General features: G+C 63.8%; 12 protein-coding genes and 1 tRNA gene. 8 read left to right on the forward strand and 5 right to left on the reverse strand.

Annotation, left to right across the window (positions count from 1 at the left end):
• Positions 1–6 precede the first annotated feature (6 nt).
• Together AAG612_RS06955 and AAG612_RS06960 are read left to right on the forward strand one after the other, a co-directional pair.
• Positions 7–1,449 carry an FAD-binding oxidoreductase gene (locus AAG612_RS06955; protein ID WP_342510315.1) on the forward strand — a complete coding sequence of 481 codons (1,443 nt, stop codon included), beginning with the start codon at positions 7–9 and terminating at the stop codon, positions 1,447–1,449.
• A gap of 77 nt (positions 1,450–1,526) precedes the next feature.
• Positions 1,527–2,312, forward strand: a complete 786-nt coding sequence (locus AAG612_RS06960; RefSeq protein WP_342508672.1) for a SapC family protein — start codon at positions 1,527–1,529, stop codon at positions 2,310–2,312.
• A 195-nt stretch (positions 2,313–2,507) separates the two neighbouring features.
• On the opposite strand, the gene AAG612_RS06965 is transcribed toward AAG612_RS06960, so the two are convergent.
• Entirely contained in the window at positions 2,508–3,452 is a 945-nt protein-coding gene (locus tag AAG612_RS06965; RefSeq protein ID WP_342508673.1) for an N-formylglutamate amidohydrolase, read from the reverse strand.
• Between the two features lie 99 nt (positions 3,453–3,551).
• Between AAG612_RS06965 and cpdR the strand changes: the two genes are divergently transcribed.
• The 6 genes from cpdR to AAG612_RS06995 all read left to right on the forward strand — a co-directional run bounded on the left by cpdR (position 3,552) and on the right by AAG612_RS06995 (position 9,543).
• Positions 3,552–3,944 (forward strand): cell cycle two-component system response regulator CpdR, encoded by a 393-nt coding sequence (gene cpdR / locus AAG612_RS06970; protein ID WP_342508675.1) that lies wholly within the window; start codon positions 3,552–3,554, stop codon positions 3,942–3,944.
• 97 nt (positions 3,945–4,041) lie between these two features.
• Positions 4,042–4,116: transfer RNA gene (locus AAG612_RS06975), tRNA-Val, on the forward strand.
• Between the two features lie 215 nt (positions 4,117–4,331).
• The gene (locus AAG612_RS06980; RefSeq protein ID WP_342508677.1) at positions 4,332–5,564 is read left to right on the forward strand and encodes an NADP-dependent isocitrate dehydrogenase; all 1,233 of its coding nucleotides are present in this window, start codon (positions 4,332–4,334) and stop codon (positions 5,562–5,564) included.
• A 218-nt stretch (positions 5,565–5,782) separates the two neighbouring features.
• Positions 5,783–7,438 carry a GNAT family N-acetyltransferase gene (locus tag AAG612_RS06985; protein WP_342510316.1) on the forward strand — a complete coding sequence of 552 codons (1,656 nt, stop codon included), beginning with the start codon at positions 5,783–5,785 and terminating at the stop codon, positions 7,436–7,438.
• Positions 7,439–7,500: 62 nt separating this feature from the next.
• On the forward strand, positions 7,501–9,291 hold the full coding sequence (locus tag AAG612_RS06990; RefSeq protein WP_342508679.1) for a cation:proton antiporter domain-containing protein: 1,791 nt from the start codon (positions 7,501–7,503) through the stop codon (positions 9,289–9,291).
• Between the two features lie 63 nt (positions 9,292–9,354).
• Positions 9,355–9,543: a hypothetical protein gene (locus AAG612_RS06995; RefSeq protein ID WP_342508681.1), complete on the forward strand. Its 189-nt coding sequence runs from the start codon at positions 9,355–9,357 to the stop codon at positions 9,541–9,543.
• Between the two features lie 15 nt (positions 9,544–9,558).
• Here the strand turns inward: AAG612_RS06995 and alaS are convergent, their stop codons facing one another.
• From alaS to AAG612_RS07015, 4 genes are all read right to left on the reverse strand, one after another.
• Positions 9,559–12,225, reverse strand: coding sequence for an alanine--tRNA ligase (alaS, locus tag AAG612_RS07000; protein WP_342508683.1), 2,667 nt, complete (start codon positions 12,223–12,225; stop codon positions 9,559–9,561).
• 181 nt (positions 12,226–12,406) lie between these two features.
• Complete coding sequence (recA, locus tag AAG612_RS07005) at positions 12,407–13,468, reverse strand: recombinase RecA (protein WP_342508684.1); 1,062 nt, start codon at positions 13,466–13,468, stop codon at positions 12,407–12,409.
• A 126-nt stretch (positions 13,469–13,594) separates the two neighbouring features.
• On the reverse strand, positions 13,595–16,030 hold the full coding sequence (locus tag AAG612_RS07010; protein WP_342508686.1) for a hybrid sensor histidine kinase/response regulator: 2,436 nt from the start codon (positions 16,028–16,030) through the stop codon (positions 13,595–13,597).
• On the reverse strand, positions 16,027–16,656 hold the full coding sequence (locus AAG612_RS07015) for a DUF2062 domain-containing protein (RefSeq protein ID WP_342508688.1): 630 nt from the start codon (positions 16,654–16,656) through the stop codon (positions 16,027–16,029). Before AAG612_RS07015 ends, AAG612_RS07010 begins: the two co-directional genes overlap by 4 nt.
• Between the last annotated feature and the right edge of the window lie 89 nt (positions 16,657–16,745).

Consider the following 16,745-nt stretch of genomic DNA (forward strand, 5'->3'; position numbering starts at 1 on the left):
GATCACATGAGCGATGCCTTTATCGATGCCGCCGCCAACCTTCTCGGGCCGCGCGGCCTCACACGCGATGCGCAGATTGTCGAACCGTGGCTGACCGATTGGCGCGGGCGCTATACCGGCCGCGCGCTCGCCCTCGCCTCCCCCGCGACCACCCGCGAAGTCGCCGATCTGGTTCGGCTGTGCGCGCAGCATCGCGTGCCGATCGTGCCGCAGGGTGGCAATAGCGGCATGTCGGGCGGCGCCACGCCGGACGAAAGCGGCAATGCGCTGATCCTTTCGCTCAGGCGCATGGACGCAATTCGGCGGTGGGACGATGACGCCGGACAGGTCGTGTGCGAGGCCGGCGTCGTCCTGCAGACGCTGCACGACGCGGCGGCAGAGCGGCGGCTGCGCTTTCCGCTGACACTAGGCGGCAAGGGATCGGCAACCATCGGCGGGCTGGTTTCGACCAATGCTGGCGGCACGCAGGTGCTGCGCCATGGCACGATGCGCGCGCAGGTGCGCGGCATCGAGGCCGTGCTGCCCGATGGCACGGTGCTCGATAGCCTAGCCGCGCTGAAGAAGGACAATCGGGGGTTCGACCTCAAGCAGTTGCTGATCGGGTCCGAAGGGACGCTGGGGATCGTCACCGCCGCCACGCTCGCGCTGTTACCGCAGATCGCGGCGCGGCGAGTGATGTATGTCGGCGTGCCCTCGGCCCAGCATGCCCGCCGTCTGCTCCTGCTCGCGCAGGAGCGCGAAGGCGATGCTCTCGAAGGGTTCGAGATCATGCCCCGCGTCGCGCTCGAATCGGTGCTCGCCTACGAGCCCTCGGCCCGCGATCCGCTGCACTCGCCGCACACCTGGTACGCACTGCTGGAACTGGTCGCGGACGAAGCTCGCGCTGGCGATCTCGAAACGCGCGCAACCGCGCTGCTGGAGACGGCGCTGGAGCGCGATCTGGTCGAGGACGCAACCATCGCCGCCAACGAAACGCAGGCCGAGGCCCTGTGGGCCTTGCGCGACGCGATCTCTTCGGCCGAGCGGGCGCATGGGCCGGCCCTGCAACACGATATCTCGGTCCCGGCAGAAAAAATGCCCGACTTTATCGATACCGCCAGCGCCGCCATCGAAGAAGCCTTTGCGGGCACCAGCGCGCTCGCCTTCGGGCACCTGGGCGACGGCAACGTCCATTTCCATGTCCGCGCGCCAGAAGGTGCGAAGGCCGGTGAGTGGGAGCGCGCCGAGGGCAAGGCGATCAGCGCGATGGTTCACGATCTGGTGACCGAATGGAACGGGTCGATTAGCGCAGAACACGGTATCGGCCAGGTCAAGCGCGACGAGCTGGAACGCCTCGCCGACCCGGCCACGCTGACCATTCTGCGCAGCGTCAAGCAAGCGCTCGATCCGCTGGGATTGATGAATCCGGGCAAACTGGTCCCGCTTGCCAGCGACGCGCCCGCCGCCTAAAGGCCCGGTTTCTCGCTGAGGGAGCGGTGCGATGGCACGCGCCCCCCGACTTTTCAGCCCGCTTGACGGAGAGACCGATGGCCAGCGCGCCGCAACAGCCCCAGCTTCCCATGTTCTATCAGGACCTCATGCCGCTCAACACGCGGGATCACATGAAATTTCGCAACCGTTTGCGCGAATCGGCTCCCTGGCTTGCGAACCAGCATGTCGTGCCGCTGACGGCGGACGAATTCGTCCAGGCCGCGCGTCATTACCCGATCATCTTTTCGGCAGGCGAAAACCCGCTGCCGCTTGCCCTGTTCGGCCTGAACGAAGGCGTGAACACCTTTTTCGACGACAACGGCAAGATGATCGATCCGGTCTATGTGCCGGCCTACGTCCGCCGTTATCCGTTCATTCTCGCAAAGCTCTCTTCGGAAAACGAAGATCTGTCGCTCTGCTTCGATCCGACTGCGGATTCGGTCGGTGAATTCGACCAGGGCGAACCTTTTTTCAACGAAGACGGTTCGACCACCGATCAGACCAAGGCGATTCTCGATTTCTGCGAAAAGTTCGAACAGGCTGGCGCGCGGACCAAGTTGCTGACCGACGAACTGCAGAAGCACGACCTGCTGATGGACGGCGAAGTCGGCATCCAGCGCAACGACGCGCCCGACCAGCCCTATCTCTACCGCGGCTTCCGGATGGTGAATCAGGAGAAGTTGCGCGAGCTGGACAAGGATGTGCTCGAAAAGTGGAACAAGGATGGCATGCTGCCGATCATCTACGCGCACATTTCCTCGCTTGAACTCATGCGCACGATTTTCGGGCGTCAGGATCAGCAGGGCACCGTGCCCCCGATTCCCGAGCAGCCCGCCGGTTGATGCGGTCATTCCCGAAAAGGGGTTTGCGCGGCGTCTTGACAATGTTGCAGCGCACCCCAAATCGGGATCGTCCGGGCGGCCCTCCCCCCTCATAGCCGCCCCGGATAGGCGCGCTTTCGAGCGCGCTTCCTCCCTGAACCTTGGCCACCTCGTGCATCGTGCACGAGGTGGTTTTTTCTTGTCCGGAGCCCGCGCCTATTCGGCGGCGAGCGGCAGGCCCTGCTCGCGCCGACCGGACAGGATTTCCTCCGCCAGCGTGCCGACGAGATCGGCTAGCAGGCGTGCGAGCGCAGGCATGCGAGCGCTCTCGCTCTCGAAACGGGCATCGAGATAGAGCGACCGACACACCTCCATCTGCACGGCATTGATGCCCAGCGCGGGCTTGCCATGGCGATCGAGCACATAGCCGCCTGCATAGGGCCGATTGTGCGCGACGCCGCGATCGAGCGTGCCGAAGAAATGCAGCGCACGCGCGGCGATCCCCTCTTCGCAAGAGGCGCCGAAACGGTCGCCGATCACGAAGTCGATAGGCCGTTCGCCCGGATGACGGGGGCGTATCGGGGGCATCGAATGCAGGTCGATCAGCAGCGCAACGCCCCATACACGGCGAATATCGTCCAGCGCACGGGCGAGGGCACGATGATAGGGCGAGTGAATACCGACGATCCGGTCGGATACGTCTTCGCGTCGGAGGGGCCCACGCCAGATTTCGCCCACCCCCGCGACCCGGCGCGGGATGAGGCCGAGCCCGCTGCGCGCCCGCCGATTCGCACTGGAATGCTTGCGCTCCGTCGGCGCGCCATCGCCCACCATCGACCAGTCGAGATCGTCCGCCGCGCGATTGAGGTCGAGCATGGCGCGCGGTGCATGCGCAACCAGCGACGCGGCGCCAACCTGATCCGCAATCGCTAGCGCCACCCGGTCGATCAGTCGATCCTCGAGCCGTATTTTCGCGACGACCGGATTGCGCATGTTCGATTCGATCTCGGCGGGATAGGCGCGCCCGCCATGCGGGGCTGCAATCAGCACCGGAAGCCGCGCATCACGCACCCCCGCAAGGGTAAAGGCCGGCGCCCCGCTGCCCGGGATCATCCCACCCCGAATTTTGCGCTGCGAATCGTTGCCCAAACCTGCCTCCATCGCCGGAACGCTGGACGCTGGGAAAGTGTGTGTCAAAGCAGGGCAAGGGCTTGTCGCGCCAAAGATTCCTTAAGGCCCGCACGCTATAGGAAGACGTCTATGAGCGAACCCACAGCATTTCGGCGGATCCTCCTGGCGGAGGACGAAGAAGCCATGCGGACCTATCTGGCCCGCGCCCTCGAAAAAGCCGGCTACGCAGTCGATTCGGTCAACTGCGGCACCGCCGCGATCCCGCTGCTCGAAAGCGGCGGATACGATCTGCTGCTGTCGGATATCGTGATGCCGGAAATGGATGGTATCGAGCTTGCGCAGCGCTGCAACGAGATCAGCCCGGATACGAAAGTGATGTTCATCACCGGCTTCGCGGCGGTCTCCCTTCGGGCGAGCGCCGACCAGCCTACGGCCAAGGTTTTGTCCAAGCCGTTCCACCTGCGCGACCTGGTGCTGGAGGTCGACCGCACCTTCGCCGACGCGCGTGAGGCGCGGCTTTAGAACGACTAACGCGGGAGCAGGAGCAAAAGCTCTTGTAACGGTGACCCAGCGCGGCTATCTGGCGCGTCCGCCGTGACAGCGGCATTCCCCATGGTGCGGGCGTATAGCTCAGGGGTAGAGCACTATGTTGACATCGTAGGGGTCGGAGGTTCAAATCCTCCTACGCCCACCATTGGGGTTTTCGGGATGAGGCGTCGCAGGGAGCGGCGCCTTTTTTCGTTTCTCCCTCCATTCCCTGTCCGTGCCGCGCCCAGGCAGCCGCGCGATGATCACCTCACCTCCGGGGAACGCTTTGCGTCTGCGATCCTTGCACGCTCATCACCCTCTGCTAAAGCCGCGCCAGATTTTACCTCCATCCAGAAACATGCGGACCTACAGGGACGAATAATGGCAAAAATTCAGGTCAAGAACCCGGTTGTCGAAATCGACGGCGACGAAATGACGAAGATCATCTGGCAGTGGATTCGCGAGCGGCTGATCCTGCCCTACCTCGATATCGACCTGAAATATTACGATCTCTCGATCGAGAAGCGCGACGAGACGGACGACCAGATCACCGTCGATGCGGCCAACGCGATCAAGGAACACGGCGTCGGTGTGAAATGCGCAACGATCACCCCGGACGAGCAGCGTGTCGAGGAATTCAGCCTCAAGAAGATGTGGGTCTCGCCCAACGGCACGATTCGCAACATCCTGGGCGGCGTGGTCTTCCGCGAACCGATCGTGATCGACAACGTGCCGCGGCTGGTGCCCGGCTGGACCGACCCGATCGTGGTCGGCCGCCACGCCTTCGGCGACCAGTATCGCGCCAAGGACACGCTGATCCCCGGCAAGGGCAAGCTGCGCCTCGTCTTCGAAGGGGAAGATGGCGAGAATATCGACATCGATGTGTTCGAATTCCCCAGCCCCGGCGTCGCGATGGCGATGTACAACCTCGACGATTCGATTCGCGACTTCGCGCGCGCCAGCTTCCAGTACGGCCTCGACCGCAAGTGGCCGGTGTACCTCAGCACCAAGAACACCATCCTCAAAAAGTACGATGGCCGCTTCAAGGACCTGTTCCAGGAAGTGTTCGACGCCGAATATGCGGACCAGTTCAAGGCCGAGGGCATCACCTACGAACATCGCCTGATCGACGACATGGTGGCCGCCGCGCTCAAGTGGAGCGGCAAGTTCGTGTGGGCCTGCAAGAATTACGATGGCGACGTGCAGTCGGACATCGTCGCGCAGGGCTTCGGCTCGCTCGGCCTGATGACCTCGGTGCTGATGACGCCCGACGGCAAGACCGTGGAAGCCGAAGCCGCCCACGGCACCGTGACCCGCCACTATCGCCAGCACCAGGAAGGCAAGGCGACCTCGACCAACCCGATCGCCAGCATCTTCGCATGGACGCGCGGCCTCATGTATCGCGGCAAGTTCGACGAGACGCCCGATGTGGTGAAGTTCGCCGAAACGCTAGAAAAGGTCTGCATCAAGACGGTCGAAAGCGGCCAGATGACCAAGGACCTGGCGCTGCTGATCGGCCCGGGCCAGAGCTGGCTGACGACCGAGCAGTTCTTCGAAGCGATCGTGAACAACCTCGAAACCGAGATGAAGAAGCAGGGCCTCGCCCGCGCGTAATTGCGGAAACTGCGCTTCCAGCATTACGTAAGCCCCGGCGCCTCATTCGCAGGCGTCGGGGCTTTCTGTAGGCGGGCGGTCAACCCCATGGCGAATATTCCCGCCGAGCCTTGCGCCCAAACTCATCCCAGGCAGTTCGGAACCGCGCGGCACTTTTGAAGCCTTTCCTTGTTCAGGCACTAGTGCCTATTGCACCCGATTTTACAGGAGACGATCCGATCGCCACTACCGCCAAGACCAAGGCCCGGCTCGAAGTCCGCCAGGCGAAGCTCAACGATGTGCGCGCGATCGCGGATCTGGTGCGGCGCGCCTATGTCGATCTTCCACCCTACACGCTGGGCGAGATCCGCGGGCAGTTGAACAATTACCGTGAAGGCTGTTTCGTCGCCAAGCTGGACGGCGAGATCGTCGGTTACTGCGCGTCGATGCGGCTGAAAGCCAATGTGGCGCTATCGGACCACACCTGGGACGAGGTGACCGGCAACGGTTTCGGATCGCGCCACGACCCGACCGGCGACTGGCTCTACGGCTACGAGATGTGCGTCGATCCGAAGGTGCGTGGGACGCGCCTTGGACGGCGCCTCTACGAGGAACGCCGGTCGCTTGCCGAGCGGCTCGACCTTGCAGGCATTGTCTTCGGAGGCCGGATGCCCGGGCTGGCGAACGCCATGCGCCGCAAGCGCAATAATGCCGAGGGGCCGCAGGATTACCTCGACAAGGTAATCGACAACAAGATCCACGACCCCGTGCTACGCTTCCAGCTCGCCAACGGGTTCGAGCCGCAAGGCATTCTTGAAAACTACCTGCCCGAAGACAAGAAATCGAAGGCCTTCGCGGTCAAGATGGTCTGGCGCAATCCATATGTGGACGCCGACGCGCCGCGCAAGCACCGCCTGCCGCGCGATGTCGAAAGCGTCCGGATCGCAACCTGCCAGTTGCAGGCACGCGCGGTTTCCGGGTTCGACGAGTTCATGCGTCACGTCGAATATTTCGTCGACGTCGCAGCGGACTACGAAAGCGATTTCATCCTCTTCCCCGAGCTGTTCACTTTGATGCTGCTGAGCGCGGAGGAAAAGGAACTGAGCCCGATGGAAGCGATCGAGGCGCTGAGCGACTATACCCCGAAAATTCGCCAGAAACTCTCAGAACTGGCGCTCAGCTACAACATCAACATCATCGGTGGCTCGCACCCGACGCGGATGGACGATGGCGACATCCACAACGTCGCCTATGTCTGCCTGCGCGACGGATCGATCCACGCGCAGGAGAAGATCCACCCCACCCCCAACGAAGCCTACTGGTGGAACATCAAGGGCGGCGACAGCATCGACGCCATCCCGACCGATTGCGGCCCGATCGGCGTGCTGATCTGTTACGATAGCGAATTTCCCGAGCTTGCCCGCCGACTGGTCGACGAAGGCGCGCGGATCATCTTCGTGCCATTCTGCACCGACAGCCGCCAAGGCTACATGCGTGTGCGCTATTGCGCGCAGGCCCGCGCGATCGAGAACCAGTGCTTCACCGTGCTCAGCGGGAATGTCGGCAACCTGCCCAACGTCGCAAACATGGATATCCAGTACGCCCAGAGCTGCATCCTGACGCCCTGCGACTTCCCCTTCGCGCGCGACGGCATTGCTGCCGAGGCGAGCGAGAATGTGGAAACGCTGACCATCAGCGACGTGAATTTGGCGGATCTCAGCTGGGCGCGTGCCGAGGGCACGGTGCGCAACCTCGCGGATCGCCGCTTCGATCTTTATCAGATCGAGTGGGACAAGCGCGTTGGCCAGGTCTCCCCCCGCATCGGCGAGGACGAGTTCGAAGCAGCAGGCCAGGACAGCAAGCCGGTCGGTCCCAAATCTCCGGGTGGTGGCTAACGCCGCACAATTAATGCGCCTGCGCCCCTTCATTGCGGGCGCAAGCTTGCTAAGGTTTCAGCGTGGCGGGTGAACTTGAACCGACAACAGCGATTTCGGATGCGCTGGTGATCCTGGGCGCGGCGGGGATTGTGATCCCGCTGTTCGCTCGGTTTCGCATTACACCCGTCATCGGCTTTCTGCTCATCGGGATTCTCGTCGGGCCTTACGGCCTTGGCGCGCTGACGCCCGAAGTGGCGTGGCTCACCCATGTCACGATATCCGAACCGGACTCGCTCGACATCTTCGCCGAGTTCGGGATTATCCTGCTGCTGTTCACCATCGGGCTGGAATTATCGTTCAACCGGCTGTGGCAGATGCGCAAGCTGGTGTTCGGTCTCGGCGCGCTGGAATTGCTCATCATCGGTTCGTCCATCGCGATGGTGCTTGCGATGATGGGGCAGTACTGGACCGGTGCGATGGCGCTGGGCCTCGCGCTCGCCCTGTCCTCCACTGCCATCGTGTTGCCGATTTCAGGCACTGCGTCTCCGGTCGGCAAGGCCGCGCTCTCGATGCTGTTGTTCGAGGATATCGCGATCGTTCCGATCATCTTCATGCTCGGCGCGCTGGCACCCTATGCGCAGGCTGACGGACTGACCGGCATCTGGACCACCTTGTGGCAGGGCGCTGCGGTGATCGCGGTGCTGCTGATCGCGGGCCGCTATGTCCTGCCGATCCTCTTCGCGCAGGCCGCCCGTACCAAGAGCCCCGAGGTATTCCTCGCCGCGACGCTGGTGGTTGTGATCGGCGCCAGCCTTGCGACAGGGGTCACCGGGCTCTCGCCCATCGTCGGCGCACTGATCGCCGGACTATTGATTGCGGAAACCGATTTCCACGGCGAGGTCGAGGCGATAATCGAACCCTTCAAGGGCCTTGCGCTGGGTATCTTCCTCATCACCATCGGGATGAGCATCGATCTGGAGGCGCTGAGCGACAATCTCGGCATCATCCTCAGCGCGGTCGTGCTGGTCCTGACCTTCAAGGCCGTGGTGACTGGCGTGCTGCTTCGGATGATGGGCGCGCGGCGTAACACCGCGACCGAAACGGGCATCCTGATGGCGAGCCCGTCGGAAACCACCCTGATCGTGCTGTCCGCCGCCAGCTCGGCAATGTTGATCCAGCCCGGCACGACCCAATTCTGGCAGATCGTAACCGCAATCGGCCTGACCGTGACCCCGTTGCTGGCGCTTGTGGGCAGGTCGGTGGCGCGCCGGGTGGATCCGGTGCCCGATCCCACGCAAGACGAATCCGCGCCGGTGGGCCGGGTCATCGTGGTCGGCGGGGGGCGTGTCGGCCGCTTGGTGGTCGATATGCTGCGCGTTCACGACAAGCCCTACGTGGCCATCGAATCCGACGCCGACCTGGTGATGCAGAACAAGCGCGCCGGCTACAACGTTATCTATGGCAACGCCGCGCGGCTCGAGAACCTTCAGGCGTTGCGGGTACAGGATGCGTCGGCGATCGTGCTGACGATGGATGCTCCGGTGCTTGTCCAGCGGCTGGTGGCGCGCCTTCGCAAAGCCTATCCGGACTTGCTGATCGTCAGCCGCGCGCGCGACGCCGCGCACGCCGCTGCGCTCTATCAGGCAGGCGCCAGCCATGCGGTGCCCGAAACGCTCGAAAGTTCGCTCCAGCTATCCGAAGCGGTGCTGGTCGATATCGGTGTCGCGATGGGCCCGGTGATTGCCTCGATCCACGAAAAGCGGGACGAGATGCGCGTGCAGATACAGACCGATGGCGCACTGGAACATGCGCCCAAACTTCGCACCAGCACGGCATCGCCCAGCACGTCAGCAGCCGCACCTGCCGATTAGTACCGACGTCGTTCTCGGACCTTCTGCCCTGCCCAATCATTGGTAAGGAAAGGAGAAAATCTTATGTCCGATATCGATCCGACCAAGCCGATTCCCAATGACGAGAAGTTCAAGCCGCAAAATGTCGAAGGCAATGGCAAGATGAAGCCGTCTGCGCGACGCGATGCTGCGAAGCCCGCCGACACGGATGGCCAGGGCCTCAACCGGGGCAGCGAGGCCGATGCCCGGCGTGCGGGCAGCGGCGCGCGCTAATCGCCCCCACGGCGTCTAGACGCCGACTGCTTCGCGCATAGCATTGCGAACAGCATCCAGAGCGGCCTCGGCGTTTTGTGCGTCGGGGCCGCCGCCTTGTGCCATGTCGGGACGCCCGCCGCCACCTTTCCCGCCCAGTTCGGCCACTCCGGCACGCACCAGATCGACAGCGCTGAAACGTTCGGTCAGATCGTCCGTGACTGCGACGGCAAATGCCGCCTTGCCTTCATTGGTCGCACAGATTGCTGCCACGCCCGTGCCGATCCGCTGCTTCGCTTCGTCGAGCAGAGGCCGTAGTTCCTTGGGGTCGAGCCCTTCGACGATCTGCCCAGAGAATGCGACATCGCCGACCTTCTCGACCGCCGAAGGCGACGCGGTGCCCCCACCGCCGCCCAGAGCAAGTTGCTTCTTCGCAGTGGCGAGATCCCGCTCGAGCTGCTTGCGCTCTTCCAAGAGCGCCTGAACCCGTGTCGCGACATCCTCCGGCGTCGTGCGCAGCGCCGAGGCGGCAGACTTCAGTGCTTCGTCGCGTTCGACCAGCCAGATACGCGCCGCTTCGCCGGTCAGTGCTTCGATCCGGCGAACGCCGGAACTGACAGCACTTTCGCTGACGATCCGGAACAGCTGGATATCGCCTGTCGCCTCGACGTGCGTGCCGCCGCACAGCTCGACCGAATAGTTGCGGCCTTCGTCACTGGCACGACCCATCGACAAGACGCGCACCTCGTCGCCGTATTTTTCGCCAAATAGTGCAAGTGCACCGGCCTCGACTGCCTCGTCAGGCGACATCAACCGCGTGCCTACTGTTTCGTTAGCACGGATTTCCGCATTCACCTCGGCCTCGACCGCAGCAATATCCGCTGCCGTCAGCGGTGCAGGGTGGGAAAAGTCGAAACGCAGCCGGTCTTCGGCAACCAGCGACCCTTTCTGCGTGACATGCTCGCCGAGGCGGTTGCGCAGTGCCGCATGAACGAGATGGGTGGCCGAATGGTTTGCGCGGATGCGGTCGCGCCGATCCGCGTTGATCGACATCCGCACTTCGTCACCTACCCGCACTTCTCCGGCCTCGACCGTGGCGTGATGGGTATGCAGGCGACCAAGCGGTTTGCCCGTGTCCCGCACCGCGATCCGCAGGCCCTCATGCGTCGAGATCGTTCCGCTGTCGCCCGACTGGCCGCCGCTCTCGCCATAGAAGGGCGTCTGGTTGGTGAGGATGGTTACCTCGTCGCCGGCGGCGGCAGACGCAATCTCCGCGCCATCCTTGACGATGGCGATGACCCGCCCCTCACCCTGGGTGGCGGTATATCCGGTAAACTCGGTCGCCCCCTCGCGTTCCGCGATCGCGAACCAGACCTCGCTGTCGGTCGCTTCGCCACTGCCTTTCCAAGCTGCGCGCGCCGCCTGGCGCTGGTTGGCCATTGCTGCGTCGAAGCCTTCGCGGTCGACCGAGATGCCCTGAGCACGCAGCGCGTCTTCGGTAAGGTCGTACGGGAAGCCGTAGGTGTCGTAGAGTTTGAAGGCGACCTCGCCGTCCAGTTCGTCGCCCGCGCCAAGCGACTGCGTCGCGTCATCGAGCAGGCGAAGCCCTTTGTCGAGGGTTTCGCGAAACCGCGTCTCTTCACGCTCGAGCGTTTCTTCGATCAGCGTCTGGCCGCGAACGAGTTCAGGGTAAGCCTGGCCCATCTCGCCGACAAGCGTCGGCACGAGGCGATGCATCAAGGGCGTTTGCGCGCCGAGCAAGTGGGAATGGCGCATCGCGCGGCGCATAATCCGGCGCAGGACATAGCCGCGGCCTTCGTTCGAGGGCAGCACCCCGTCGGCGATCAGAAATCCGGTTGCGCGCAGGTGATCGGCGATAATCCGGTGGCTCGCAATGGTCGCGTCGGTGGCGGCTTCATGCAGCTGCGATTCGGCCGCGTCGATCAGGGTCCTGAAGGTATCGGTGTCGTAGTTGTTATGGACGCCCTGCAGGACGGCGGAGATCCGCTCGAGCCCCATTCCGGTGTCGATGTTACGGTTGGGAAGTTCGCCGACGATCTCTCCGCCCCGTTGTTCGTTCTGCATGAACACGAGGTTCCATATCTCCACGAACCGATCGCCATCCTCGTCGGGTGACCCCGGAGGGCCGCCGGGGATGTGATCACCGTGATCCCAGAAGATTTCCGAACACGGGCCGCATGGGCCATCATCGCCCATTGCCCAGAAGTTATCCTTGGTCGCAATGCGAATGATGCGATCTTCCGGCAAGCCGGCGATCTTTTTCCAGAGCGCGAAAGCCTCGTCGTCGGTGTGGTAGACCGTCGCAAGCAGCCGGTCCGGGTCGAGGCCGAACTCTTTGGTCAGCAGCGTCCAGGCCTGCTCGATCGCCTGTTCCTTGAAATAGTCGCCGAACGAGAAGTTGCCGAGCATTTCGAAGAAGGTGTGGTGCCGGGCCGTATAGCCGACATTGTCGAGATCGTTGTGCTTGCCGCCAGCGCGCACGCATTTCTGCGCGCTCACGGCGCGCGGCGAAGGCGGGGTTTCCAATCCGGTGAACACGTTCTTGAACGGGACCATGCCGGCGTTGACGAACATCAGGCTCGGGTCGTTGTGCGGAACCAGTGGGGCGGAGGCCACGCGGGCATGGCCCTTCTCTTCGAAGAATTCGAGGAAAGTCCGGCGGATATCGTTGGTGCTCGTCATAGGGTGCGAGTTAGGCAAGAACCGCCGGATCGACAAGCGTTCGCGCGCATTACCTCGCGGTTCGCCCGCAGTCGCAGCAGACAACGGAAAAGCCGGCCGCGATGCCTCCTGAAAGGAGCTTTCGCGACCGGCCATCCGGGTTTCCGGGCACTGTCTTCGCACCCGCTTGAGAAGAAAGCGATCAGTCCTCCGCGTCAGGACCGACCATCATCTCCTCGGCGACATCGTCGGTCTTGCCGCGGATCGCAGCCTCCAACTTGTCGCAAATTTCGGGGTTTTCCTTGAGGAAGGTCTTCGCGTTCTCGCGGCCCTGGCCGATCCGGGTGCTGTCGTAGGAGAACCACGAGCCAGATTTTTCCACGATGCCGGCCTTCACGCCGAGATCGAGAATCTCGCCGATCTTGGAGATGCCCTGGCCATACATGATGTCGAACTCGACCTGCTTGAACGGCGGAGCGACCTTGTTCTTGACCACCTTGACCCGCGTGGAGTTGCCGATGATCTCGTCGCGATCCTTGATCTGTCCGGTGCGGCGGATGTCGAGCCGGACGGATGCGTAGAACTTGAGCGCGTTGCCGCCGGTGGTGGTTTCGGGATTGCCGTACATCACGCCGATCTTCATCCGCAGCTGGTTGATGAAGATGACCATGCACTTGGAACGGTTGATCGACCCGGTGAGCTTGCGCAGGGATTGGGACATCAGGCGCGCCTGCAGGCCGACATGGCTGTCGCCCATCTCACCTTCGATTTCGGCGCGCGGCACAAGCGCGGCCACCGAGTCGACCACCAGCACGTCGATCGCGTTCGAACGTACCAGCGTATCCACGATTTCGAGCGCCTGTTCGCCCGTGTCGGGCTGCGAGACGATCAGTTCGTCGATGTCGACGCCCAGCTTGCGGGCGTAAACCGGGTCCAGCGCGTGCTCCGCATCCACGAAAGCGACGGTTCCGCCAGCCTTCTGGCATTCGGCCAGCACATGCAGCGCGAGCGTCGTCTTGCCAGAGCTTTCGGGCCCGTACACCTCGATCACGCGGCCCTTGGGCAGCCCGCCCACGCCGAGTGCGATGTCGAGGCCGAGCGATCCGGTCGAAATCGATTCGACGTTCATCGCTTCCTTCGAGCCCAGCTTCATGGCCGAACCCTTGCCGAAAGCCCGATCTATCTGGGCGAGAGCGGCATCGAGCGCTTTCTGACGATCCACGTTGGTTTCCTTGTCCACCAGCTTGAGTTTCGCAGCAGCCATCGCACGCTCTCCTTCAGGTTCCTAGGGGGGCGATCCCCTTATCGACATGAGCAGCTTGTACTGCGTATGTTCCGAAAGAACAAGTGGGGAACGTGATTTTTCTCAAGAACCCGAAAAGCTAGGTTTTCAGGCGTTAGCGGCGCTCAGGACCTCGCCGACTTTGCGCGAGATCTGTTCCACGCTGAACGGCTTGGCGATGAAATGCATGTTATCGATGCTGATTTCGTTGCGCAGCGTTTCCTCGGCATAGCCCGACATGAACAGGATCGGGATGTCGGGCTTCAGTTTGCGGATCGCACGGGCCATCGCGGGCCCGTCCATCCCCGGCATGACGACGTCCGACACAACCAAATCGAACTCGCCTCCATTGGCGATTTCGGCCAGGCCATCCTCGCCATCGGGCTGCGCGGTGACCGTGAAGCCCGCGCGGACCAGCGCGCGTTCGGCGACGGCACGCACCATGTCCTCGTCTTCGACCAGCAGCACGCGTCCGCCGCTGGACCATGCGCGCGCTGGCTCCTCGGCTTCGCCGCGGCGCCCTGCTCCGGCGGCGGCCCCGTGGTGGACCGGCAGATAGATTGCAAAGAGCGCGCCTGCGCCCAGTCCGTCGGCGGGGCCGACATTCTCGGCATGGATGTAGCCGCCCGACTGGCGGATAATGCCGTAAACGGTCGACAGCCCCAGCCCCGTGCCCTTGCCCTGCTCCTTGGTGGTAAAGAAGGGATCGAAGATCTTGCCGATCACCGTCGGGGGAATTCCGCCTCCGGTGTCGCGCACCAGCAGCGCGGTATATTCGCCCGGTGCCATATCGATCGCGTGGCTGCGGGTTTCCTTTACCGTCACCTTGCGGGTCGACATCGCCAGCGTGCCCGTACCATCACCTTTGGCGGCCATCGCATCGCGCGCGTTGACCGCGAGGTTGACGATCACCTGTTCGAGCTGCCCCGGATCGGCGCGGACCGGGCCGAGATCGCGATCGTGCCGCACACGGAACTCGATCTTCTCGCCGAGCAGGCGCTTCAACAGCTGGCTCACCTCGGAGACGACATCGGGCAGCTGGAGGACCTCGGGCCGCAGGGTCTGCTGGCGACTGAAGGCGAGCAGCTGTCGCGTAAGGCTCGCCGCCCGGTTCGAATTGGCGCGGATCTGCTGGATATCGTCGTAGTCGCTGTCGCCCGGCATGTGGCGCAGCAGCATCAGGTCGCAATAGCCGATGATCGCGGTCAGCACATTGTTGAAATCATGCGCGACGCCGCCCGCCAGCTGGCCGATCGCCTGCATCTTGGTCGCCTGTGCCATCTGACGCTTCAGCTCGGTTTCCTCTTTCGAATCGGCCAGTGTCAGCAGCACCGCCGGCTCGCCCATCCCGCGCATACTGGCGAGGCCGACCGAAACGGGCTCTTCGGGCGAAGAGGCCAGCCGCACGGCGACATCCCCGCTCGCCAGCCCGCCCTTGCCGAACCGGCGCACGGCATCGGAAATCGCGCTCTTGTCCTCACGCACCACCAGGTCCGAGGGGAAAGTCGGCAGGCCCTTATCGGGCCGCCCGATGGCGCGCAGAAAGGACGGGTTGGCGAACAGGAAGCGACCGTCGCGGTCGGTCATCGCAAGGCCCAGCGGCAGCGCCTCGATCAGCTTTTCGAGCTTGGGCGTCGCATCGCCAGCGTGATTGTCGGCCAACGCGGCATGCGCCTCTATCAGCAGCATCAGCGAAGGCGCGTCCTGCGGGCCCGCCAGCCAGTCTTCGCCTGGATTGTTAAGTGAAACGTGGATCAGCTGGTACGGCTCTCCTTCGCGTCCCGCGCGGGCGAAGAAAATGCGCTCTCGCTCGTCGAGCCGCAGGAAATCGGCAAAGTCGCGGCCTGCCAACGTCGCAGTAGGATCGCCCGCCGCACATTCGGCAAAGGCGGGCGATGCCGCACGCACGACTCCTTCGGGCGAAACCAGCGCCGCGACGACGCCCGCCCGGTCGAGCATCTTGCCCAGCGGCCCGGCGACCAACTGGCCCACATCAGTGGCGAGATCTTCGCTCGATTCGGGGCGGAAACGCCAAACGAGGTGGTCTTCGCCGCGCCCCGCGCGCTGCGCCTCGACCTCCCAGCGCAAGTCGTCTCTTCCCAGTGTCAGATGCGAGGCATGCGCGCGTCCTTCGCGCCACGCTTCGCGCGCGGTCTTCAACAGCGCTTCGTCCGCGTCCTCTTCGCTCAAGGCCAGATTGGGCGGTGCCTTCTCTACGCCGAAGCGTGAGGAAAACGCGGCGCTGGCGCACACCAGCCGGTTCGCGCGGTCGGTAATCGCGACCAGCACGCCGGGCTGATCGATCGCCGCGAGGGTCACGCTCCAGTCGGGCGGCGCGAGCGCGTCGACCTCGCTCCCGCGCGCTTTTCCGCGCAGAAGAACGAGCAGCGCCATCAGCGTGGCGAGCCCGCCAGCGTAAGCGGCAGTAAGGATCGGCAGCCCGCTCAGCAGCCAGACCGCGCCGATGCTGACAGCGAGCGCCAGCAGCAAGACGACCCAGCCGAGCGGCGTGCTGTTCTCGGCAGGCTCGGCAAAGGGGCTCATTCGCCCCCGCTTTCGTCCGCCATGCCATCTGCCGGAGCGTCGTCGACCCGTGCCTGGCGAGCCACCGCGAATCGCCTCAACCGCCGCTTGCGCCGGCGGCCCATGGCAAACCGCCAGAACCACTTGGTCAGGAAATAGCCGAGGGGGGGGAAGATAGCGGCGAACAGCATGAAGCCGAGCACGGTGGCCCCGGCGGCTTCGAACAATCCAGGGACGGACCACAGCGCCTGCGGCTGCATCAGCGCCTTGCTGGTTTCGGGTGCGAAGCTCAGCACCTTGTGGCCCGTGCGGTTGGCGGCCCAGAGCCAGAAGGGGAAGGTGAGCGGATTGGTGACCAGCGTCACTCCGCTCGCGATGGGGACATTGGCGCGCACGGTAAAGGCCATCACCAGCGCGAGGAAAATCTGCCCGACAGGGATGACGAAGCCCGCAAACAGGCCCAGCGCCACGCCGCGCGGCACGTTACGCCGGGTGAAGCGCCATAATTCGGGGCTCAGGAAACGATGCGCGATGGGCTTGAGGAGGCGGTGGGTCGCCAGCCATTCGCGATCGGTATAGCGCCGCACATAGCCGAGCACGGCGGAGCGTGCGTTCGGCTTGTCGAGGCTGTCTGATCCCTGGCTCATGGCGCGTCTTCGATGATGGTGACCGGTGGTGCGAAGGGCAAGCCGAGACGCACGAAAATCGGGAGAGAAAATCGACGAGCCATCTGCCG

Source organism: Citromicrobium bathyomarinum (assembly GCF_038594605.1).
Classification (GTDB): Bacteria; Pseudomonadota; Alphaproteobacteria; order Sphingomonadales; family Sphingomonadaceae; genus Alteriqipengyuania; species Alteriqipengyuania bathyomarina_B.